The following is a 23,736-nucleotide window of genomic DNA, read 5'->3' as shown; positions in this document are numbered from 1 at the left end:
TTATTTTAGGCAAGTGCTTCTTTCAGTTCGTTAAGTGAGTCACAAGCCTGATCAAAATCATAATCTTCGAGAGATTTTACTATCTGTGTCAGATGGTTTTCATATGTTCCCATACCTGGCTCAGCCAGCAACTCTTCCAGTACTTCATTTGCCAGTGTGTCGGAGTCCGAAAGCAGTTCATCTAACTTTTCCAGCAACGAGTTAATGCGAACTTTGTCTATTACCTCAACCGTTTTATTTTGAGTGATGATTGACTTTTCATTTTCAAGAAATTGAAGGCCGTTGAGCGTCAAGGATAGTTCAGCATTCAAAGAGGCCAGAATCCCTTCAATTTCTTGATCGGAGGCGTTCTTCCTGCAGTATCCCTCTAACACCTCGGCGGCTGCTTGTACCTTCTCTGCGCCAATATTGCCAGCCACACCCTTCAGGGTGTGAGCCAGTCGTTCACTGTCATTATTTTCTCTGGATTTATGTGCTTCCCTGAACTGGGATTCAAAGTCGCGGTAACCACGTTTAAATTTTTTCAATAATTTTAAGTAAAGAGCCTTGTTGTTTTGAGTGGTTTCAAGGCCTCTTGAAACGTTAATCCCCGGTAGCTCCTCCGGGATTAATGTTTCTGAATCTGTTTCACTCGAAATAATGGCCGTAAGTGGCTGGGCAGGTTGGCTGGGAGTAATCCATTTGGCCATTGTATTAAAGAGTTCTCCGACATTGATTGGTTTGGCAATGTGATCATTCATACCGGCAGTAACTACCTTTTCACGATCCCCAACCATGGCATTGGCAGTCATTGCCAGTATCGGTAAGTCAGCCCATTTAGCCTGCTGACGGATTTGCCGGGTTGCTTCATAGCCATCCAGGACCGGCATTTGGCAATCCATCAAAACACCATCAAAGTCTTCCTTTTGTAGGGCTTCGATCGCTTCCAGACCATTGCTGGCAACTTCTACGGTCATTCCGTTGTTCCTGAGCAGGTCCACTGCCAACTCCTGGTTTATTTCGTTGTCTTCAACCAGGAGAATACGTGCGCCGCGCAATTTGGCTGCTGATTTATCTGTAACTTCTTTTCGGTAACTGGCAGAGGTACCGGATATTCTGCCTCGGCCAAGACCACTCATAATGGCATCGAGTAAACTGGAAGGTGTAACTGGTTTACTTAGGAAGCTGCTGATTTGGACGCCTTCAGCGGCTTGTTTTGCTTCTTCGCGACCATAAGCTGTCACCATGATAATAGTGGGTAACTCTTTTAAATGACCTTGGGACTGAATGACTCTTGCGGTTTCGACTCCGTCCATGCCATCCATTTTCCAGTCCATCAGCAGCACCTGATAACTTGAAGAATCCGTCTGTTTTTTCAGTTGATCTAGAGCAGCCTGCCCGCTGTCCACCTGATCTACATCTATTCCAAGTGAAGAGAGTATGGTGGTAAGGATATGACGGGATGATTGATTGTCATCAACCACGAGTACTCGGATATCCCCAAGTACGGTTTGGCATTCCCGTCGCAGTGGCTCATCCTGCTGTTCCTGCTTGCCCAATTTCACTGTAAATATGAACTCACTGCCATTCCCCGGGCTGCTGTTAACCCAAATTTCACCACCCATTCTTTCAGTCAGGCTTTTGCTGATGGCCAAACCCAAACCGGTGCCGCCATATTTTCGAGTTGTGGAGGAATCCGCCTGGGAGAAGGACTGGAATAGTCGGGATTGCTGCTCCGCTGACATACCTATACCGGAATCTTTTACTGAAAACTTTAGAAAAACTGAGTCAGGTTGTTGATCAAGAACTTCAGCGCGAATGATGACTTCTCCGGTGTCAGTAAACTTGACCGCGTTATTACCCAGGTTGACCAGAATTTGCCCCAGGCGTAGAGGGTCTCCAATCAATGCACTGGGCAGATCTGCCGGAAGATCAAACAACAGTTCCAGGCCTTTTTCTTCTGCCTTCAATCCGACGAGATTTGCCAGGTTGTCAAAAACATCCTCGATTCGAAAATCCACGTTTTCAATATCCAGCTTGCCGGCTTCAATCTTTGAAAAGTCGAGAATGTCATTAATGATGCCAAGCAGTGACTCTGCGGAACGATGCACTTTCTGCACATAATTACGCTGCTTACGATCCAGCTCGGTTTGCAGGGCAAGATAAGACATGCCGATGATCGCATTCATAGGTGTACGAATTTCATGGGACATATTAGCGAGGAAGTCACTTTTGGCCTGGTTGGCTTGATCCGCCTGTTCCCGCGCATCGACCAGCTCAGCAGTGCGCTCTTCCACCTTATCTTCCAGTTCGTCACGAGCGTGTACCAGTGACTTGTTGGCTCGATCACCTATCCATGCACTGAATGCCATGAGGCTCAATGAGAGAAACAGGGAAATACCGACAACGGCATAGAGAGTTTTTCTAGAGATGTCGAAGGCTGAAAGTGCCTCGGACTCATCCATTTCAGTGACAATGCCTATTCCCAGCTGAGGGTTCCAGTGCCAGGTACTTATCGTTGAAATGCCTCGGTAGTCTTTTGCCCCTTCAAGATGAATACCGCTTTTTCCAGCCCTAATTGCTTCTCCTACAACAGTAAACTGTCGCTTACTGGCCGGTAAGTTTTCATCTGGAACGGTTAATGGAATATTCAGGATGGAACTCTGGTCATTTCTCAGAAGACCTGATTCAATTAATTGGGCATTAAATCGGCTCTTGGAGATCATTGCGCCATAAGGATTAACAGCATAAGACTCCCCGGTTTGGCCAATTCTTCCTTTTCTGAAAATGTCTGAAAATTCTTCTTTGGGGTCAAAAGACGCGACTACAGCAGCAATAGGCTCTCCTTTGTAGTCATTTACCGGTGCAACAAAGTACATGGCTGGATCACTGCTGCCGGGAGGGAGCAGGGGAGGAATGAAGGCAGTTTTTCCAGTAAATGCAGTTTCCTGAAGTTTTGAGTAGAGGTGGTCAATAGAGGGACTGTCATCGAAAACCGCCGTGCCGTCCTTTAATACCATTGAAATCTGCCAGTTGTCAGAATCACTCACAGATTTTTTCAATAGCGCCTTAAGGGACAATTTTTCATTACTGTCAATATTTATACTTTGATCTTTACCGGTTAATTCAAATAAGGTACTCAGTCCAGGTTCATTGGCAATGAGGTTTATCATGCGTTCCTTGCCGCGTATCCAGTAAACCAGAGTATCTTCAGTGGCTTGTAACACGGTAGTTAAAGCCTCACCTGAGCGCTCCCTGGCAATTCGTTCTTCCTTGGATAGTGAATACCACGTCACACCTACAACCAGGATCAATATTGAGCAAACACCCAGTGCGATGAAAAACCGCAATCGACCGGAGTGATAAAGGGAAATGATATCTCCCTGCTTGCGAGCTATCAGCCAGGCAATGGCAAGAAAGACAGCTGCCATTAATATGATCAGGGCGATCATTCGAAGAATCGGTATTCTGGTTTCTGAGAGACTGGAGGAAGTTGCTGTGTTTTCTTCCAGATCAATACTGACCCATCGATTGCGGATAGCATCCCGTTGGGCGGGCGTTATCTCGGCAAGTACCTTGTTCAGTATGCCTACAAGTTCTGGCCAGTCATTGCGTACTCCAAAGGCCAGCTCATATTCAAACTCAGTGGGAAAGTTAATTTTCAGGTTGGTTATGGCGAGCTCATTGACCCTGTCGAGAGCAGTAATTTTGTTGGCCAGAATTGCATCTATGGTTCCTTCCGAAACCTGTTGTAAACCCACAGAGATATTATCCAGGTAAACAAGGTTTACTTCAGGGTAATTGGTTCGAACCCATTCGGTGGAGGCGTAGCTGGCTATGACCCCCAGTGTACGATCCTTAAAGTTTCTCAAGTTACCTAATCGCTCTTCATCAGCACGGGTGATTACTACCGTAGGAACCTGATAATAAGACTCAGTAAACAGGAAGTTATCCCTGCGTTCAGGTGTGTCAACCATTCCCGGAAAGAGATCCAGTTGACCTTGTTTGCCAAGCTCAACTGCTTCCGACCAGCTGATGTCAGTTTTTGGGCTGAATTCAATGCCTAAATGACTGGCGACAATTTCGCTGTAATCCGCAATCATGCCGCGATATCTTCCATCTTCATTTACGAATTCAAATGGTCGCCAGTCTGGGTCGACACCCACACGAATAATCGGATGCTGATTTAACCAGGCCTGCTCGGATTCTGTCAGGTTTTTACCGGGTATTGAAAAGTTACTGTCACTCAGCGTTGATGGCTGAAGCCACCTGGAAAGAATCTCCTGGCGTTCTGTATGTGTAATTGAGGAGATGGCTTTAGTGAGTATGGATTCAAGGATTGGCTTATCACCATTAACCAACATACGTAGAGGGTTGTTGTCCAGTTCACTGGGGAAGGAACGCAATCCGGAAAGCGCATTTTCCTGCAGATAATATTCAACGACGCTCTGGGAATCGATTGTGGCATCGACCTTACCCGATAGCACCATTTCCAGTGCATCTAGAATGGACTCGGTCTGTACAATCTCAGTGTCAGGTAGTGCCTTGCTTATTAATGGAATAGTTCCATACCCTGAGGGAATTGCCATGGTTTTCCCGTTCAGGTCTGTCATTCGAGTAAATTTGCTGCCTTCCCGAACGTAGATGAACTCTTTAATAATAATGTAGGCAGGGGTGTGCAGCGCGTAATGGCTGCGTTCTTCGGAGTAGTAGGCTGCTGCGATTAAATCGAGCTCTCCATTACGCAAACGATCATGTAGCTCTCCGTAACTGGAGGGTGAGGAGAATTGGAATTGCAGGCCTGTTTTTCTCGAGATCAGCCTGAGAAAGTCCACCGAAATGCCAACATAATCACCACTGACAGAAACGTAGTTGAAGGGTGGCCAATCTTTTTCCTGGCCAACCAATACGTTGGGATTTGCGGTAATCCAGCGTTGCTCCTCTTCTGTTAATTCAATGTACTGATTATTTGTTTGATCCCGTACCTTGTTTGCAAGTTCGGTCTCCAGTAATTGAATCAACTCCACTGTTGAGCGGGTAAGCTTTGATTTATTGGTTGTATATTCGGTAGATTTGAGCAGGTTCTGTGCAGTGGGAACTTGATCGTCCTGTATGGATTTTAGTGCCTTGCGTTCAAGTTCATAAAGAATTTTTGCGGCTGCATTTAGTTGTTTAAGCGTTTCCGGTGCCAGCTCGCTGTAATTTCGATTGATGTCATCCAATGTCTGGTCAAACTTTGCAGCCGCCTTTTCATAGCGCTCCAGCCATTGAGGCTCTTTTGAATAAGAGTATGTGGTCATTGAACTGGTCAGCACTTCATCCTGAAACTGTAGCTCTTTGACCAGCTCGATAAGTCGAATCATCCGGTTGCTATTTTCAATAGCGGTTTCAGACTGCGCACATATCCCGCTATGAAAAAACAGAAAGAAGCCACAGAAAAAAACTAGTCTGGATAGGGTCATTATTTTCATTATGATTTCTTTTCCGACTTAGGGGATATGAACCCATATCGAGCAAGAATTTCCTGATAAGCATCTTCTTTTATAAGTTGGCTTACTTCTCGCTCAAGCTTGCTGACCAGCTTTTCTGCTCCCGGGTATTGGCGGGACACCGCGATGGTGACCGGAAGGTTGTAAACAGGGGGATCAAGCACACGAAAGGCCCTGGTGACTCCCATTTCCCTGGCGGTATAGATAAAAAACTCTCGATTGTTGACTGCAATATCAAATTGGCCTGATAGCAGGCCGCGCAGTTGTTCACTGGAGTTATTTACATAGCTTTTGTCCAGAAATGCGGCCTGATCAAACTGTGGCCCGTACGTCCAGCCAAAAATCGGGCCGAACCGATATCGAGCCAGCGGAACCAATTTCCCGTCAAAGTTAATATCGGTATCAGCTCGAACAATCAGGTTCTGGGCTTCATGGATATGAGGTGTTTTAGTAAACAGTGCCACTTCCAGACGCTCAGGGGTAGCGGTGAGATTAATATTGAGATCCTGTCTGCCAGCATCCATTTCGGCGAGCACGGTTCGCATATTATCCAGTTGGCTGACGTTGATATGGTAGCCAAGGCGCTTGCAAATCAGCTGCGCGATTTCAAAAGATGCACCACGAAACTGGCCATCCTTGTCCCGGTAATAATAGGGTGGATAGTCTTCGGGTATAGCGATTCGAAGTGTCGGTTGGGTTGTTTCGGCATTCGCCGGCAGATACACCAGAAAATGGACAGGCAACAGTAACAACAGCAATCGCCATAAGTTCATGCATTCACTCCCTTGTTGCTGTGGCGAAGCCTGTTCCCACTATGCCTACAGCTACACTATTGGATTCAATTCAAGTCCGTTATTTTGTTGGTATTGTTATTCACTGACCCAGTATAAATGCTGAGTATTTCAATAGTATAGACGGGTTGAATAACAGCTCAAATTTGGGTGAGTGAGGTAGGGTAAAAAGCAAATAATAGGTTGCGTAGGCTCTGTATTATCGAGCTGATAAGAGCCCTAGTTATTTTGCTGTAAACCTCTCGGTAAAGCACAGGAGATCAATGTGGCTATTGCCACGAAGCCTGTAGAAACCAGAAGGCACGCCGTCAGTCCGGCAGACTGGTAGACCCAGCCGGACAATACGGTGCCGATTAAACGCCCCATGGCATTGGCCATATAGTAAAAGCCCACATCCATTGAGGCGTGTTCTTCGTTGGCATAATTCACAATCAGGTAGCTGTGCAGTGAGGAGTTAATGGCAAAAAGAACTCCAAAAATAATCAGTCCGATTACCAAAAGCTGTTCGGTAGGCCAGTTCAGCCACAGGCCGGTGGCGATGAGTGCCGGAGAGACAGCAAGAGTGGCACCCCAGCCAAATGCAGTACGACCATCTGGTGTGTGTTTGTGGCGATTGCGGGTAATGGCGGGTGCAAGTGATTGAATCACACCGTAACCTATAACCCAGAGCGCCAGAAAACTGCCTACCGCCCAGTGGTCCCAGTTGAGAGCGGCGCTCAAAAATACCGGCAGGGCGACCACAAACCAGACATCCCTTGCGCCAAATAAAAACAGTCGTGCCGCAGAGAGAATATTGATTGAGCGACTTTTGGAAAAAATCTGGGTGAATTTAGGTTTTGCTTTGGATTTGCCAAGGTCTTTTTTCAGTGTAACCAGGCTGAATAACCAGACCACCAGTAATGCCAGTGCCATCGCTAACACAGCGTTCCCAAAACCAAACAGAGTGAGCAGGGCACCGCCTAAAAAGAAGCCGACACCTTTCAGGGTGTTCTTTGAGCCTGTAAGAATCGCCACCCATTTGTACAACTTACCCTGGGCATCGTCTGGCACCAGGGTTTTAACTGCGCTCTTGGCACTCATTTTATTGAGGTCTTTGGCAATACCGGACAGCGCTTGTGCAGCCATTACCCAGGGTACAGTCAAGAAAGTGGCAGGAACGGTTAACATCAGCAGAGCACCGACTTGCAACAGCAGGCCGATATTCATGGTTTTGTTCAAACCGAGTCGAGCGCCCAGCCAGCCGCCCACCAGATTGGTGACAACGCCAAAAAACTCGTAAAACAGAAACAGCATAGCGATGGCCAGCGGGCTGTAACCCAGCTGGTGAAAATGCAGTACCACCAACATGCGCAGGGCCCCGTCGGTGAGGGTAAATGCCCAGTAATTGCCGGTGATGATCAGGTACTGCCTGATATTCTCGTTCAGCGCCATGCTGTAAATTCCGTTTTCTTAGGAGTGATTTCCAACCAGTTTGGCCAGTTCCATGGTGCGATTCACATACCCCCACTCATTGTCGTACCAGAGGTAGGTTTTGAGTTGGGTGCCATTGATTACCATGGTGGAAAGGGCATCCACAATGCTGGAGCGCGGATCGGTGCGGTAGTCGATGGATACCAATGGGCGCTGCTCGTAGCCTAGAATTCCATTGAGCTCACCGTCAGCAGCTTTCTTAAACAGTGCGTTTACCTCTTCAATAGTGGTCTCCCGCTCCAGTTCAAATACACAGTCGGTGAGAGACGCGTTTGCTAGTGGCACCCTTACTGCGTGGCCATTCAGGCGACCTTTTAATTCCGGGAAAATATGGGTAATTGCTGTTGCAGATCCGGTTGTTGTCGGGATCAGGCTCATACCACAGGCGCGCGCACGGCGCAGATCCTTGTGTGGAGCATCCAGAATGGTCTGGGTGTTGGTCAGGTCGTGAATAGTGGTCATTGAACCATGCTTGATGCCAATGTTCTCGTGTATCACTTTTACCGCCGGTGCCAGACAGTTGGTGGTGCAGGAGGCGGCGGTCACGACAGGGTGTTTTTCCGGGTCAAACTCTTGGTGGTTAACGCCCATCACCACGTTCAGTACACCTTCTTCTTTCACCGGAGCAGTAACAACAACGCGCTTCACACCCTGATCAAGGTACGTTTGCAAAAGCGCTTTGGTTTTCATTTTTCCAGATGCTTCGATTACCAGGTCACAACCTGACCAGTCTGTTTCGCCGATCGTTTTGTTGGCAGTCACAGCGATGCGGTTTTTACCGATCACAATCTGTTCGCCATCGCTGCTGGCATTGTGGTTCCAGGTGCCGTGCACGGAGTCGAAGTTGAGCAGGTGGGCGAGCGTCTCGGCGTTACCTGCAGGATCATTGATCTGCACAAAAGTGAAGTCAGGCCATTCGTATGCCGCGCGCAGAGCCAGTCTGCCCATACGGCCAAATCCGTTAATGCCTACTTTGATTGTCATTGTTCGATTCCTTTGAATTCAAATGTAATTTTTCGGTTCAGGGGCAGCAGGCGGCTTGCCGTTGTGGCCGATCACCCATGCCACAGAGGTGTTTTTTGAGCGGTTCAATAGAACCCTGGTTGTGCTTCAGGGTGGTTCGAATAACCTCTACGGCCCAGCCCGGAAGTGCCTTGTTGAGCTGGTAGTAAACCCATTGGCCCTGGCGCCGGTCGCTGAGAATATTGGTTTTGCGCAGCTGTGCCAGATGTCGGGAAACCTTGGGTTGGCTCTCCTCCAGCGCTGTTGTCAGCTCACAAACGCAGAGTTCTTCCTGATCGGCGATTAGCAAAAGCATTTGCAGCCGGGTTGGGTCGGAGAGGGCTTTGAAAAGTTGGCTGGGTTCAATGGTAATGTTCATACGACCTCCTGCATATATGGTTAATCATATATGCGATTATCCATATGTCAATGTGCGTATATGCAATTCTTACAGGGTTTTATGACGACAGTCAGAGCCTGGACCTGAGTGGGGGTACTTTCGTTGGCCCCACGATCAAGTAAATTGCCTAATTCGCGGGGCAAGTATGGAGTTACTTTTTAAAAGCGCTGACATAGCGCATAAGGTTGTCTGCGCTGGAATTCAGCATGCCAGCAGTGGATGCCAGCTCCTCGCTTGCTGCAGCGTTGTTTTGGGTGACGTAGTTAAACTGATTCATGGCGTTACTGATTTGCTCAATTCCACGAGATTGCTCTATACATGTGTTGGCGATATCGGAGATCAGGTCTGAGGTCATCAGGGTTACTGGAATCATTTCTTCAAGAATTGCGTTGGTGCTGGTTGCCTGGGTCATGCTAATGGAGCTTTTTTCGCCATTTTGTTGGGTAGCTATCTGCGAGCGGTCGGCCAGTTTGCTGATCTCATGCGCCACCACGGCAAAGCCCTTACCATGTTCACCAGCTCTTGCGGCTTCAATACTGGCGTTGAGAGCGAGCAGATTGGTTTTGTAGGCAATATCATCAATGATGTGCGTGTTTTTGATGATCTCTTCCATGGCATGGAGAGTTTCCGACACCGCTTTGCCACCCTGCTTACAGAGGTCTGCAGAACGATTGGCTATTTCCATGGTTTTGTTGGAGTTGTCACTGTTTTGGCCGATAGAAGCACGTATCTCTTCAAGCGCGGCAGAGGTTTGCTCAACACCGGCAGCGGCTTCAGAAGAAGCTGAACTCAGTGAGTTGGAGGTTGTATTCACCTCTTTGGAGGCGTTTGCAATCGTCACCCCTGCGTCCTGTACCTCTGATACCAGGCTGGCCAGATTGCCACGCATGGTCTGCAGGGCATGGTATAGCTGCTGGATTTCCGGTTCGTGTTTTTTAGCAGGTTTTTCACTGAATCGCAGGTCACCGGAAGCGATCACATGGCAGTTACGAGTCAGTGATTTTAGTGGCGTAAACACCTTTCGAGCTAAAAGCCAGGTGTTATAGCCGATCACGGTAATTGCCAGAATACTAAAAACAGTAGCGATGGCTTTTGGGGCATTCAGAAAACTGTCCAGTCTGGCCAGAAGCAAGCCGGATAGCGCCAGAACAATTGTGGCGATATTGAGCGAGATAATTTTTTTGAACAGGGTTATTCGAGAAAGGGAGTGTTTTAGTCCACGTATACCAGTTGGCACTACTCCGCCGGCCTTGATGAGCAATCCCGCGGCTTTGCCTTCCCGAAATTGCCGATATATTTTTTCGGCAGTGGCAATTCTTGCATCATCCAGCTGGGTGCGCATCGACATATAACCGATAATTTTGCCGTCTTCCCAAATGGGATTGGCGTTGGCCTCCACCCAGTAGTGGTCACCGTTTTTGCATCGGTTTTTCACCATGCCAGTCCAGGGTTGTCCGGCCTTCAGGTGTGCCCAAAGGTCGGTAAATGCCTCCCGAGGCATATCTGGATGACGAATAATATTGTGATGCGAGCCAATCAGTTCTTGCTCACGATAGCCGCAGATTTCAATAAAGGGGTTGTTGACGTAAGTAATGCGACCTTCCAGGTCTGTTTTTGAAACGATGACCTGGCCGGGCTTTAATTTGCGTTCAATCTGGGTAACCGATGGATTATTTTTCACTCTTGTTCCTGCGTTAAGCGATTGCTATTACTGCTTTAAAACTGGCTTGAATACATGTCGGTAGGTGGGGATTAATCTTGAATGACCTGAATCAAAACAAAATTGTTTTGTTGAGTTATGCCAAGGGACACTGAAAAATGCCAAAGGCCGCTATCTGAAACCGTATGCCGCATGGATGCGGCATCCGAGCCCCCATGGATGGGTTCACGGCGTGTTTCAGATAGTGGCCTTTGGCATCAGCTCAGACTATCTATGTAAATCAGTCCAGTGAAATCAGAATCCCAGGCTGTTCAATAACTCGTCCACATCGCCCTGATCCAGAATGTCCGAGTCTTCACTCAAGCCTTCCAGGGAGTGAGCCAGCTCGTCTCGCTTCTGCATATTGTGCGCTTCCTCCGGGTTCTCGCTTAGGCGAATGGCCTGCTGAACCAGATTGGCGTAGCTGATCAGTGTGCTGAGGTTTTTCTCTACCGTTTGAATAATGGCGATAATCTTTTGCAGCGCCTGGCTGGTGAGGTCCTGGTAATTCTGTGACATCAGGATAGTGCGCAGGCCGTCGCCAAGCTGGTCAGCCTTGCTCTCGGTAGACTCAAGGTGAGCGTTTACCTCGGTCAGCAAGGCAGCCGTGTTCGGATCGATTTTGGAGGTGGCCAACACTTTGTCGATCTGTTTGCGGAAGTTGCGGCTGTCTTCGGCAATACTACTGGCGCTGGGGATGCCGTTATCCACCATATCCAGAGTTTTCGATGATGCGTCGTGGGTGAGCTGAATAATCTTGGTCAGGCCCTGGGCGATTTTCGCACCGTCTTTTTCCTGAATCTCTCCGGCACCGGGCAGGGACTGATCCAGGTCAGCGAGGGCTTTGCGCAGGCCGCTGGCCATTTCGCCTAACGCTTTAAAAATACTCTGTTCTTTCAGGGCATTGATGCGCTTGATGGATTCCATTGCCCCGGCCAGATCGTTTTGCTGAATGCTATGCATCAGCTTGTCGGCGTGGCTTTTCAGTCCCCCGAGCGCCTCATCAGCGATAGACGCGGTATCGTTATTATGTAATTGCATGTAGCTACCTGTCAGCGAATTGGTTTATCCCAGCTTGGCGAAAATGCGCTCGATCTTGGTTTTCAGGGTTTGGGCGTTGAAAGGTTTGACAACATAGTCGTTAACGCCGGCCTGGGCGGCCGCGATAATCTGTTCTTTTTTGGTTTCTGCAGTTACCAGAAGTACCGGCATGGTTTTCAGGGTGTCGTTGGAGCGCACCTTGCGGAGCAGGTCGATACCGGTCATTTGCGGCATGTTCCAGTCAGTCACCAGAAAATCGAAGTTGCCGTTAAGCAGCATTGGGTAGGCGGTGGCGCCGTCGTCGGCCATCTCAATGTTGGTGAAGCCGATGTCCATCAGAATCTGCTTGACGATACGTCGCATGCTCTCGTGGTCGTCTACTACCAGAATTTTCATGTCTTTATTGGGGGCCACGGGTTAGCTCCTGCTTCTGTAATTGGCTTTATCGTTCGTCCGTCGTCTGCCTTTGTCGGCGGTGGCGGGCGCTGAAGTATCAGGCGATTCAAGTCGGTTATTTGATGTGCCAGTGCGTCAAGAGTCTGACGCCCGGTGTACATCAAAGTCAGTTCACCGTCTTTCTCAGCACCATTGTCGGCCTGTTTTTAGAAAACTTGAGTCTTTATGGGCAAATTTTTGAAAAATTTAAGGGCGCTTGCTGGCACAGGGCTTGCATAGGTTTTGGATGTATTAACTATCGGGGTGAGGCGCGAGCCGTGCAAGACATTTTATCTCAAGACGAAATCGACGCGCTTTTTGGTGGCGTGGAGTCCGGTGAAGTCGAGACCGCTGGCAGTAACGACCATGGCGATGTTCGGCTGTGTGACCTGACCAGTAAGGACAAGATAATCCGTGCCCGCTTACCGTCGCTGGATATCGTTAACAAGAAATACGTTCGCCTGCTGCGTATGACCATTTTTGCGCTGCTGCAACGCAATGCGGAAGTGACGGCGGAAGATGTGCAGGTACTCAAGTTCTCTGACTACCTGCAGAGCATGTTTGTACCAACCAGTGTGAATATCGTGCGATTCAACCCGCTCCGCGGGGTGGGCATGATCATCCTCGATGCCAAGCTGGTGTTTGGCATGGTGGACTTGTTCTTTGGTGGTGGAGGCCGTTACACCAAGATTGAGGGGCGCGAGTTTACCACCATCGAAAACCGCATTATCGACAAGGTTCTGGAGCGCACCTTCGGTGATTTAAAGGAGGCTTGGTCCAATGTGGTGGATCTCGGATTTGATCGCATCGGCAGTGAAATGAACCCGATGATGGCCACCGTTTATGGCTCGGATGACATGCTGGTGGTGAGCCCTTTCCGCATTGAGCTGGAAGGGGTGAAGGGGCAGATCGATATCGCCATGCCGTACAGCATGCTGGAGCCGGTATTTGATTCACTGGATGCCGGAGTAAAAAACAACGACAACGAAGAAGAGTGCTGGACCGAGGCGCTGCTGCAACACCTCAGCGATGTCGAGGTCAGCCTCAGTTGCGCAATGGCGGAAGCAGACCTCACTTTCCGCGACGTCAACAGCCTCAAGGTTGGCGATGTAATCCCCATTCAGATGAAAGATACCGCCACACTCTGCGCCAACAACGTGCCTGTGTACAAAGCGCGCTGTGGCAGCTCCAACGGCAAGGTGGCGTTGCGTATTCTCGAAAGCCTGTCCCAATCCACTGCACAGGGTGAACTGCAATGATCAATTCGGACAAAAGTAATTCGGAGCTTGGCCTGATTCTCGATATTCCGGTTGGGCTCTCAGTGGAAGTGGGCTCTGCACAATTGACTGTGCGTGAAATTCTCTCGTGGAAGCCGGACACCATCGTCACCCTCGATCGGTCTGCTGATGACCTGATGGATGTATACGTAAACAACGTACCGCTGGCGACTGGTGAAGTAGTGGAAACCGACAATCACTATGGGGTACGCATTGTTGACGTGGCCACGCCCGAAGAGCGAATTCGCACGTTGGGGTAATTAAAGTTTTTCGAATTAAAGACGCTAACTGACAGGCAGAACTAACGGCCAGTTGGGGTGAGGACTTGCCGTGGTGTGGCAAGTCCTTGCCGGTAATAAAAACACGAAAGAGATTAGGTAGTACGGGGAGCACATGTCCGACGATTTCGGAATGGAAGGCATCAAGCAGTTATTCCTGGAGGAGAGCGCCGAGGGGCTCGACACTATGGAAGCGGCTTTGTTGCGCATCGAATCCGGTGAGGGCGACCTGCACGACGATATTAACGAAGTATTTCGCGCCATCCACTCTTTTAAAGGTGGCTCGGCTACTTTTGGATTTACCGCCATTGCCGAATTCACCCACGGCATAGAAACCCTGCTGGACGAAATTCGCTCTGATGAGCGCCAGGTGACCGATGATCTGGTAAGCCTGTTTCTGGACTGCCTGGATGCCCTGCGCCTGATGTTACCGCAGGCGGAAGAGGGCAATGGTCAGGACACAACTTATTGCGCAGATTTATCCAGACGGGTTCAAGCAGAGCTGGACCGCAAGCCCTGTTCTACTGCTCCGGCGGAAGTGGCAGTTGCGGTTGAAGCACCGCAATCTGAGTCGGCCCCTTTAACCAGCCAATACCTGATTTCCATTAAGCCCGACCCGGAACAAGCGCTTCAGCCCCAAGGGCCGGTGCGTATTTTTGAAGAGCTGAAATGCTTTGGTGAGTATCGAGTTGAGCTGGATTCTGAAACTTTGCCATCACTCGCCGAGCTTAAGCCCGATACCCTGGTAATGGGTTGGAATGTGTTTCTCGACAGTGACGTGAAACAAACCGACCTGGAAGATTTTCTGGCCTGGCTCGATGATGGCTGGTTGCTGAGCGTGAAAAACAATGCGCCGGTCATTGAGCAAGAGCCAATAGTTGATCCGGTTATTGAACCGGAAGTGATTATTCAACAACCCGAAACGGAAGATGCTCCCGAGCAAAAACCGGTCGTTGCCAGTAATGGCAAAAAAACCGCCAAAAGTAACGCCTCGATTCGGGTTGATACCAATAAAATTGACAGTCTGATAAACCTGGTGGGCGAGCTGGTTATTACCCAGTCAATGCTCAATAGCTATAACAGCGAGCTGATGGAGCATCCGGCTCTACACGGACTGCGCGATGGTTTGGCTCAACTGGAGCGCAACGCCCGCGAGCTACAGGAGAGTGTGATGCGCGTGCGAATGATGCCGATTGCGGCCACATTCCAGCGCTTCAAACGACTGGTTCACGACCTGTCGCGCAAACTCGGTAAGCACGTAGATCTGGAACTGCGAGGCGAAGAGACAGAGCTCGATAAAATCGTACTGGAAAAAATTGCCGATCCGCTGGTGCACCTGGTGCGCAACGCCCTTGATCACGGCATAGAAGCGCCGGAAAAGCGCCTTGAAAAAGGTAAGTCAGAGCGCGGCAAACTGATTATGAGTGCATCGCACGAATCCGGGAAAATCGTGATTCGCATTACCGATGACGGTGCCGGTATTCCGGTCGATAAGGTGCTTCAAAAAGCAATCAGTAAAGGACTAGTGAGCAGTGACGAGCAGCTTACCGATCAACAGGTTCACCAGCTGATTTTTGCGCCGGGATTTTCCACTGCCGAAGCAGTGAGTGATGTATCCGGCCGCGGTGTCGGCATGGATGTGGTGAAACGCAATATTCAGGATATCGGTGGCCGTGTAGAGGTCCGTTCTGAGCAGGACAAAGGCTCCACTTTTATCGTGGTGCTGCCCCTGACCCTCGCCATTATGGATGGTCAGCTGGTCAAGGTTGGCCCGGAAATTTACATCATTCCGATGCTCTCCATTATTGAAACCATCCAGATTCGCAGCAAATTAATCAGTGTGATTGGCGGTGAATTAACCGTGTACTCACTGCGCGACGAGCCGATACCGATCATTCTGATGAAGAGTTACAGCGAAGGCAATCGACACGCATGGCAGCAGGATGATCTGGAAGGTCAGTTGCTGGTGGTGGTGGAGTCCGAAGGCCAGCACTTTGGTCTGGTGGTTGACGAACTGCTGGAACAACAACAGGTGGTTATTAAAAGTCTCGAAGCTAATTACGGGCAGGTGGATGGACTGGCTGGCGCCACTATTTTGGGGGATGGCTCAGTGGCGTTGATTCTGGATGTGCCGGATCTGGTAAGAATAAACAAAGTGCATGGCGGAGCAATTCCAAGTCGCCGTGCAGTGGTGGCAGAACTCTGATTTAAAAGAAGTTGAAAAAGAGTTCGCAAAAGTTAATGACAAAAGAATTATCAGGACCCAGTGAATGTTATCGGAAAGTAACCAATACCTGACGTTTTTCCTCAGCAACGAGGAGTACGGTGTCGATATTCTGAAAGTTCAGGGAATTCAGAGTTGGGACAAGGTCACGCCGATCCCCAATACACCGGACTATGTGCTGGGGGTAATAAATCTGCGCGGAATTATTGTGCCGATTCTGGATTTGCGGATTCGTTTTAATTTGCCCACTGCCGATATTCAGAGAACCACCGTAGTAGTGATTGTAAAAGTGGCGAAGGGCGACAGCAGCCGCACAGTAGGTTTGGTCGTGGATGCGGTATCCGATGTGTACAGTATCGAAGCCAGCGACGTGTGTGAAGCCCCGGATTTTGGTGGCACGGTTAATGCTGATTATGTGAGCGGGCTGGTCACCATCAAAGAAAACATGATCATCCTGCTGGATGTGGACAGGCTGGTAAATGCCGATTTGTTGCGAGCGCTGGGTGGCGCTGCCGAGATGGGCGAAGCGATTGAGAGCGCCTGACTTGTTTTAGGTGCAAAAAATTAGATACGAAAGAATAATTTTTGGTTAACGGAGTGTGAGACGGATGAACTTTTTCAGCAATATGAAGCTCGGCCAGAGATTGCTGCTGGTGCTGCTGGCGGTTTGGGTGCCGTTGAAAGTCGTCGCCTGGTTGGTGCTGCCGGAAGATGTGGTAGCCGGTTATTTAATTGATGCAGCCATCGTGGTAATTGCTGCGGTCAGCTTGCAGTTGGTGGCGAAGCTCTCGATATCGAAACCTGTCGATGTAATGGAGAGTGCCATCAAGCGCATCGAGCAGGGTAAGTTCGACACACAGTTAACTAATGTTGCCGGTGGTGAAATGGGCGATTTGGCCCGCGCACTGGCACACATGCAATACGAAATGCGTCATTCCGGCGAAGAGCGAAATACCCAAAAGCAGAATCAGGAAACCCTGCTGGGAGCTTTGGAAGGTATGCGTGGCAACATAATGGTGGTGGATAAAGACCACAGTGTTGCCTACCTGAATAAAGCGGGTTACGCCACACTGCGCCGTGTGGAAGAAGACCTTCGTGAGCAACTGCCAAACTTCAGTGTTGAGCGCCTGATGGGCTCCAATATTCAGCACGTTCACCACAATCCCGGCCCGTTGAAAAAACTGCTCGACAGCCTGGTGGACACACATAAAACCACCATGACCCTGGGGGGGCGTTCTTTCCAGATCGTGCTGAACCCAATCCATGGCGATGGCCGTCGTGTAGGCACCGTTGTTGAGTGGATGGATGTTACTGAAATTCTCGCTCGCGAAGAGCGCGCGCGCAAAGAAGCGGAAGTTAAAATTCGCGAAGCGGAAAGTCGCATGCGCCTGACCCAGGATAACCAGCGAATTCAACTGGCGCTCGATAACGTTCAGACCAACGTGATGATCGCCGATGCCGACTGCCGCATTATTTACCTGAATAACAATATCCAGCGTATGTTCCGTGCAGCCGAGATGGACCTGATGTCGGTGATGCCACATTTCAATATCAACAAACTGCGCGGCAGTAACCTCAGCGACATGCTACAGGAGCTGGGCCTGGTTGGTGGACTTAAAGAACTCAATGCCCCACGTGATTTTGATATGACCGTTGGTGGCCGCAGCTTCCATTTGGTGGCTACACCAATGTCTGACGAAGACGGATCCATGCGCAGTGTGGTTGTAGAGTGGTCTGACCGCAGTGTGGAAAAACGCATCGAAAATGAAGTGGAAGAAATTGTTTATTACGCTCTGGCTGGCGACCTCACCAAGCGTATTGACCTAAGGGATAAGGACGGTTTTTATCGTAAGGTCAGTGTTGGTATTAATGAACTGGTTCAGGTGAACGAAAGCATTATTGGCGATGTTACCAACGTGTTGCGCTGTATTTCCGGCGGTGATCTGACCCGCTCAATCACCGAAGACTATCAGGGTTCATTTGGTGAATTGAAAAACTACGTGAACGAAACGGTAACCAAACTCACCGACGTGGTAAGCCGAATTAAATCCAGCTCCGCCACAGTTCGCACTGGAGCGCAGGAAATTTCCGAAGGCAACCTCAACCTGAGCCAGCGTACCGAAGAACAGGCGGCGAGTCTGGAGCAAACCGCGTCCGGTATGGAAGAGATGACCAGTACCGTTCAGCAAAACGCCGACAATGCCCGCCAGGCAAATACTCTTGCTCAAAGCGCACGGGAAAAAGCCGAGTTGGGCGGCAATGTAGTACGCAATGCGGTGGATGCCATGAACGGCATCAGCGTTTCCAGTAAAAAAGTGGCGGACATTATTCGCGTAATTGATGACATTGCCTTCCAGACTAACCTGCTTGCATTGAACGCAGCGGTAGAGGCAGCGCGTGCCGGTGAGCAGGGCCGCGGATTTGCGGTGGTGGCCAGTGAGGTTCGCAATTTGGCTGGTCGCTCTGCTACGTCGGCCAAAGAGATTAAAGGCCTGATTGAAGAGAGTAGCGCACAGGTGGAGGAAGGTTGTCGCCTGGTGGATATGTCGGGTTCTACCCTTGAAGACATCGTTGCGTCAGTGAAAAAAGTGTCCGATATTGTGGCGGAAATTTCTGCTGCCAGTGACGAGCAGGCGTCGGGGATTGAGCAGATTAACCGCGCTATCTTGCAGATGGATGAAATCACCCAGCAAAACGCGGCACTGGTTGAACAGGCTGCGGCAGCAAGTACCTCAATGGGTGATCAGTCGGTACACCTGGATAACCAGATGTCGTTCTTTAAATTGGGCGATGGCACTGTCTCTGCTCCGAAGGCGATTCCACAACTGGACACCTTCGATGACATGATGAGCTTTATGAACGAGCCTATGGCAGCGCCAAAAGCTGAACCAGCACCAGCACCAGCACCAGCACCTGCGGCAACCGCGGCCTTTGTTGCGGATAGTGATGCCGAGTGGGAAGAGTTCTAAGGGCTGGGATATGGCGACATTTACATTGCCAGAAAAATTGACAGCCGAAACTGTAGTGGAGCTGCACATGGCTTTTAGCCAGAAGGTTGAAAGCTGTGACAGCAAAGCTGTAATAGACAGTGGTGAACTGATTGAAACAGACCTATTGGGGCTACAATTTCTGGCTGTTCTGGTGGCAGATCTGGCTCGACGATCAGTTGTTGTTGTGTGGGATAACCTGTCCATCGACCTTTACCAAAGTGCTGATGAGCTCGGGTTGTGTGGCGCTTTACAGCTCGAGCTGTAGACAGTGCTGATTATCGGAGACTGCCCACTTGGATCTGACTAACGTCAAACTGGAACTCGACGATTTTAACGAATTGCGTGACTTGGTTCGTCGACACACTGGTATTAGTCTGGCAGATAATAAAGTCGACCTGGTAAAGCGCCGGCTGACCCCGCGTATGAGAACCTTGGGGATTCCATCATTCCGCGCGTATATTGAATATTTGAAGTCCGGTCACCAGCAGGAAATTCTCAGTTTCTCGGACGCAATTACCACAAACCTCACCTATTTCTTTCGGGAAGAGCATCACTTTGAAATGCTCAGTGATCTCATTTTACCTGCCTTTGCCAAAAACCATGGTCGCTACAAACCATTTCGCGCTTGGTCTGCCGGTTGCTCCAGTGGCGAAGAGGCCTACAGCATGGCAATGGTGATGAGGGAGTTTTTTGGCATGAGTGGCAATGTCGAAATTCTCGCTACCGACCTTGACCAAAATTGTCTGCGCTCCGGGCGTGACGGCGTTTATCGCATTGAACAGATGGACAAAGTAGGGCAGGAGCGCCTTGCGCGCTGGTTTATGAAAGGCAAGGGTGGTCGGGATGGTTTCGTCAAAGCGAAAAAAGAACTGGTTAATTTAATTAAATTTGAACGCCTGAACTTAATGGAAAGTTGGCCCGGTGTCGGCCAGTTCGATGTTATTTTTTGCCGAAACGTAATGATCTATTTTGATAAACCAACCCAAAAACGTCTGGTCGAGCGGTTCGCCGATCATCTGAAGCCCGGTGGCCATTTGATTGTTGGTCACTCTGAGATGATTCAGAATATGTCGAGTCGTATTCGGTTGCTGGGAAAAACCGTTTACGAGAAGGTAGGTTAAATTTGCTGCAGGCTACTACGCGTCTGGGCAATCGAGTATTGCCACCATGCCTGCCCCAGTTTGTGCATGTCAACCGCTATTACGATTCCATGCACCAATGTTTTGCTGCAAAAATTCTGCCGGGGGAATACTACATCTCCACCCGCGGTGAAATGATTACTACGGTGCTTGGCTCCTGTGTTGCAGTTTGTGCATACGACCCGGAAATTCAGGTGGGCGGCATGAATCACTTTATGTTGCCGGGCCAAGCTGGTGACGAGCCAGGTAAGTGTCGCAAGCAGCGTTTCAATGAGCGCCTGCGCTATGGTCGCTCCGCGATAGATGCTCTACTTGGTGATTTGTTAAGGCTTGGCTGCAAGCAGCAAAACCTGGTCATTAAAGTTTTTGGTGGCGCTCAGGTGTTTGGGGATAAAGGGGTAGTTGGGCGGCTGAATGCCGAATACTGTCGCAGCTACTTTTTGGAAAAAGGCATAATGATTGCGGTGGAAGACACTGGAAGCCAGTTTCCTCGCAAGATAAAGTTTTCGCCATTGACCGGAAAAGTAATGGTAAAGCGATTAAAATCGCTGAAAAACGATACTATTGAGCGGCGGGAAGGCAATTATCGTCGCGGAATGCCCATTGAATGGCCGCGTTAACATTCAGGCAATAACCGCTAAAAATAAACAAGAAACAATCGATGATTACAGATACCATTGAAATCAAATCCGCCAGTGATATCAGCGAAATAAGTTCTCGCAGTAAAAAAATTCGCGTCATGGTAGTGGATGATTCGGCGCTGATGCGCAAGCTGTTGTCCGAAATACTGAGTTCGGATCGCGATATTGAAGTGGTCGATACTGCGATGGATGCTTATGCAGCTCGGGAAAAAATCAAAAAGCACGATCCGGATGTAATTACCCTGGATGTGGAAATGCCCAAAATGGACGGCATTTCTTTTTTGCGTAACTTGATGCGATTGCGCCCGATGCCAGTGGTGATGGTCTCCACTGTGACGGAAAAATCCGCAGCAGCTACCCTGGAAGCATTGGCTTTAGGTGCTATTGATTACGTAACAAAACCCAAAATTGATGTGACCTCTGCGATACACGATTACGCCGACGAGCTGATTGCCAAAGTTAAGCAAGCCGCAAAAGCCAAACAGCGACTGCAGGCAGGCACTCTCAAAACATCGGCAACTCCAGCCAAACCGGCAGCGGATCTTACCCATATTATTAATCGTGCCAAGCGAAGCTATAGCACCACCCATAAAGTAATTGCCATTGGCGCATCCACCGGTGGTACTGAAGCGATCCGTGAAGTGCTGGACCAACTGCCGGAGGATTGTCCCGGTGTGGTAATTGCCCAGCATATTCCGGTGACCTTCAGTCGCTCTTTTGCCGAGCGATTGAATGCCACGTCCAAGTTGACTGTCAAGCAGGCTGCCGATGGGGACTGGATTGTACCGGGTCATGCCTATGTAGCCCCCGGCGATCGCCATTTGCTGGTGGTTCGCGATGGCGCGCGCTACCGTTGCAAGCTGGACGATGGACCCAAGGTCAATCGCCACAAGCCCTCGGTAGATGCACTGTTTCACTCGGTGGCGACCAGTGCGGGCCGCGATGCACTGGGTGTAATTCTCAGCGGTATGGGCAAAGATGGCGCTGAAGGGTTACGTTTGATGCGGCAACATGGTGCGTATACTATCGCCCAGGATGAAGCGACCAGTGTGGTTTGGGGAATGCCCGGCGAAGCGGTAAGATTGCAGGCTGCCAGGGCGATAGCCCCTGTAGAGCGTGTGGCACGCCAGATACTGGTGGGACTTGCCGAAGAAAAAGAGCAAATTGACAGTCAAGGTGAATAAGTTTTATGGCTGATGGAATGAGCAAACTGGATAAGGCGGCACTGCTGTTGTCGGTTATTGGTGAGGAGTGTGCCGCTGAAGTTTTCAGGTATTTGCACCAGTCCGATGTGCAACGCATCGGTCATGCCATGAAGCAACTCAAGCGGGTTAACCTTGAGCAAATTCGCGAAGCGCTGGGAGATTTTCTCGAAGAGTCATCCTCAACCGTCGGATTTGAAGTGGGAACTGAAGATTACATTCGGGAAACCCTGGTGAAGGCGCTGGGCGAATCAGAAGCAAAACGACTGACCAGTCGTATCTTCCTGAGCGAGGAGAGCAGTGGCCTTGAATCCCTGAAACTAATGCCATCCCGCGCTATCGCCGATCTGATCAAAGGCGAGCACCCGCAAATCCAGGCTTCCGTGGTTTCCTACCTGGAGTCCGAGAAAGCGGCGGAGGTGCTCTCATTCCTCGCGCCCGAAGTGCGTTTGGAGGTGGTGATGCGAGTGGTTTCGTTACAACCCATGCACCCGGACGCCATGAAAGAGTTGAGCGACGTGCTCGACAAGCAGCTTGATAACACCACCTCCATGTCGCAGACCAACATGGGTGGGTTAAAAGCGGTGGCAGATATCGTCAACAGCCTGGAATCGTCCCAGGAAAAAGAGTTGATGGAACGCATAACCGAAGTTGATGAACAGATGGCCGCCAATATTCAGCAGTTGATGTTTGTGTTTGATGACCTGATCGGTGTGCCGGATCGTGAATTCCAGATTTTGGTTCAGGAAGTACCAATGGATCAGCTGGTTACCTCCCTGAAAGGTGCAGACGACGCTATCAAGGACAAGGTGTTTCGCAATATGTCCAAACGTGCCGCCGAGATGCTGGTGGAGGACATGGAGGCCAGTGGACCTGTGCGAGTCAGTGAGGTGGAAGCCGCGCAGCGTGAAATCATGATCGTCGCCAAACGACTGCTGGACGAGGGTAAGATTACAGTTGCTTCTGGTGCCGAGGAAATGCTCGGCTAGACTCAAATCCATACTATCAAGTCATAACCAAAAAGCGCCGTCGGTAGCTACCAGCGGCGCTTTGCTTTATCCTTACGCCCCCCCAAATTTTCTACCAGAGGCATTACGCCATGCAATCACCCACAGAAACCGATATCGCCAAGTGGCTCGACCAGGCGGGTATCAAACACTATCTGTGTGGAGAGTGTCACGGCCTGCACCTGGCAGACGTTCAGAGCCTGGACAATGTGGTGGAGTGCCGCCTGTTTCTGGAGCAGGGTGGATTGCTGCTATCCACAGAGCTGGAAGTGCGCCCGTCCGTTTTGATGCATCTGTCTGCAGATTTGACCGCGCTAAATATCAATTACCCGTATCTCAAGCTTTTCCTTGACGTTGTAGACGAAGGACGGCCGCAACTGGTGGTGAGTGATTTCTTTCATCTTCAAGCCGGAATCAGCCTGGAACAGTTCAATCTGTTTGTGCAGTCCACTCTCGACGCTACTCGCGAATTGATCGCCGAATGTACCCGAATGGACTACCTGGGCGAGCGCTCGGCAACGCCAGACCGCAAATCACTGCATTGAGTTTTCGGTTGGAGCAAAGCCCCGAAAACAGTGAAATCCAGCTCAAATTGGTAAAATTGCCCACAATTCAGTAAAATTAGGACTCTTTCCAGAGCGGGGTGGTTTTTTCCCGCTTTTGACACCTCAG

Annotated in this window: 19 protein-coding genes; 11 read left to right on the top strand and 8 right to left on the bottom strand. The window is 49.8% G+C overall.

Going from position 1 to position 23,736, the window contains the following annotated elements:
- Window positions 1–5: 5 nt before the first annotated feature.
- The 8 genes from QP938_07830 to QP938_07795 all read right to left on the bottom strand — a co-directional run bounded on the left by QP938_07830 (window position 6) and on the right by QP938_07795 (window position 12,267).
- A complete protein-coding gene (locus QP938_07830) occupies window positions 6–5,342 on the bottom strand; it encodes a transporter substrate-binding domain-containing protein (protein WIO73221.1) in 5,337 nt (1,778 codons plus the stop codon).
- A gap of 107 nt (window positions 5,343–5,449) precedes the next feature.
- Window positions 5,450–6,241: a transporter substrate-binding domain-containing protein gene (locus tag QP938_07825; GenBank protein ID WIO73220.1), complete on the bottom strand. Its 792-nt coding sequence runs from the start codon at window positions 6,239–6,241 to the stop codon at window positions 5,450–5,452.
- Between the two features lie 237 nt (window positions 6,242–6,478).
- Window positions 6,479–7,690 carry an organoarsenical effux MFS transporter ArsJ gene (gene arsJ / locus QP938_07820; GenBank protein ID WIO73219.1) on the bottom strand — a complete coding sequence of 404 codons (1,212 nt, stop codon included), beginning with the start codon at window positions 7,688–7,690 and terminating at the stop codon, window positions 6,479–6,481.
- A gap of 18 nt (window positions 7,691–7,708) precedes the next feature.
- Window positions 7,709–8,713 carry an ArsJ-associated glyceraldehyde-3-phosphate dehydrogenase gene (locus tag QP938_07815; protein ID WIO73218.1) on the bottom strand — a complete coding sequence of 335 codons (1,005 nt, stop codon included), beginning with the start codon at window positions 8,711–8,713 and terminating at the stop codon, window positions 7,709–7,711.
- A gap of 37 nt (window positions 8,714–8,750) precedes the next feature.
- Window positions 8,751–9,110, bottom strand: coding sequence for a metalloregulator ArsR/SmtB family transcription factor (locus QP938_07810; GenBank protein ID WIO73217.1), 360 nt, complete (start codon window positions 9,108–9,110; stop codon window positions 8,751–8,753).
- Between the two features lie 172 nt (window positions 9,111–9,282).
- Entirely contained in the window at window positions 9,283–10,812 is a 1,530-nt protein-coding gene (locus QP938_07805; protein WIO73216.1) for a PAS domain-containing methyl-accepting chemotaxis protein, read from the bottom strand.
- 273 nt (window positions 10,813–11,085) lie between these two features.
- Entirely contained in the window at window positions 11,086–11,871 is a 786-nt protein-coding gene (locus QP938_07800) for a protein phosphatase CheZ (GenBank protein ID WIO73215.1), read from the bottom strand.
- A gap of 24 nt (window positions 11,872–11,895) precedes the next feature.
- Window positions 11,896–12,267 (bottom strand): response regulator, encoded by a 372-nt coding sequence (locus tag QP938_07795; protein ID WIO75637.1) that lies wholly within the window; start codon window positions 12,265–12,267, stop codon window positions 11,896–11,898.
- A 317-nt stretch (window positions 12,268–12,584) separates the two neighbouring features.
- Between QP938_07795 and fliM the strand changes: the two genes are divergently transcribed.
- From fliM to QP938_07740, 11 genes are all read left to right on the top strand, one after another.
- Window positions 12,585–13,565 carry a flagellar motor switch protein FliM gene (gene fliM / locus QP938_07790; GenBank protein ID WIO73214.1) on the top strand — a complete coding sequence of 327 codons (981 nt, stop codon included), beginning with the start codon at window positions 12,585–12,587 and terminating at the stop codon, window positions 13,563–13,565.
- Window positions 13,562–13,843 (top strand): FliM/FliN family flagellar motor switch protein, encoded by a 282-nt coding sequence (locus tag QP938_07785; protein ID WIO73213.1) that lies wholly within the window; start codon window positions 13,562–13,564, stop codon window positions 13,841–13,843. The genes fliM and QP938_07785 overlap by 4 nt, the downstream gene beginning before the upstream one ends.
- Before the next feature lie 133 nt (window positions 13,844–13,976).
- Window positions 13,977–16,067, top strand: a complete 2,091-nt coding sequence (locus QP938_07780) for a chemotaxis protein CheA (protein ID WIO73212.1) — start codon at window positions 13,977–13,979, stop codon at window positions 16,065–16,067.
- A gap of 64 nt (window positions 16,068–16,131) precedes the next feature.
- The gene (locus tag QP938_07775) at window positions 16,132–16,629 is read left to right on the top strand and encodes a chemotaxis protein CheW (GenBank protein WIO73211.1); all 498 of its coding nucleotides are present in this window, start codon (window positions 16,132–16,134) and stop codon (window positions 16,627–16,629) included.
- A 64-nt stretch (window positions 16,630–16,693) separates the two neighbouring features.
- On the top strand, window positions 16,694–19,054 hold the full coding sequence (locus QP938_07770) for a methyl-accepting chemotaxis protein (GenBank protein WIO73210.1): 2,361 nt from the start codon (window positions 16,694–16,696) through the stop codon (window positions 19,052–19,054).
- A 10-nt stretch (window positions 19,055–19,064) separates the two neighbouring features.
- On the top strand, window positions 19,065–19,340 hold the full coding sequence (locus tag QP938_07765; protein ID WIO73209.1) for an STAS domain-containing protein: 276 nt from the start codon (window positions 19,065–19,067) through the stop codon (window positions 19,338–19,340).
- A gap of 28 nt (window positions 19,341–19,368) precedes the next feature.
- The gene (locus QP938_07760; GenBank protein WIO73208.1) at window positions 19,369–20,196 is read left to right on the top strand and encodes a protein-glutamate O-methyltransferase CheR; all 828 of its coding nucleotides are present in this window, start codon (window positions 19,369–19,371) and stop codon (window positions 20,194–20,196) included.
- Between the two features lie 2 nt (window positions 20,197–20,198).
- Window positions 20,199–20,834: a chemoreceptor glutamine deamidase CheD gene (locus QP938_07755; protein ID WIO73207.1), complete on the top strand. Its 636-nt coding sequence runs from the start codon at window positions 20,199–20,201 to the stop codon at window positions 20,832–20,834.
- Window positions 20,835–20,875: 41 nt separating this feature from the next.
- Window positions 20,876–22,039 carry a chemotaxis response regulator protein-glutamate methylesterase gene (locus tag QP938_07750; protein ID WIO73206.1) on the top strand — a complete coding sequence of 388 codons (1,164 nt, stop codon included), beginning with the start codon at window positions 20,876–20,878 and terminating at the stop codon, window positions 22,037–22,039.
- A gap of 5 nt (window positions 22,040–22,044) precedes the next feature.
- Window positions 22,045–23,046, top strand: coding sequence for a flagellar motor switch protein FliG (fliG, locus tag QP938_07745; protein ID WIO73205.1), 1,002 nt, complete (start codon window positions 22,045–22,047; stop codon window positions 23,044–23,046).
- Window positions 23,047–23,156: 110 nt separating this feature from the next.
- The gene (locus QP938_07740; protein ID WIO73204.1) at window positions 23,157–23,609 is read left to right on the top strand and encodes a YbjN domain-containing protein; all 453 of its coding nucleotides are present in this window, start codon (window positions 23,157–23,159) and stop codon (window positions 23,607–23,609) included.
- Window positions 23,610–23,736: the final 127 nt, after the last annotated feature.

Source organism: Porticoccaceae bacterium LTM1, assembly GCA_030252795.1.
Classification (GTDB): domain Bacteria; phylum Pseudomonadota; class Gammaproteobacteria; order Pseudomonadales; family Porticoccaceae; genus SCSIO-12696.
This window is presented reverse-complemented; position numbering and strand designations above follow the sequence as displayed.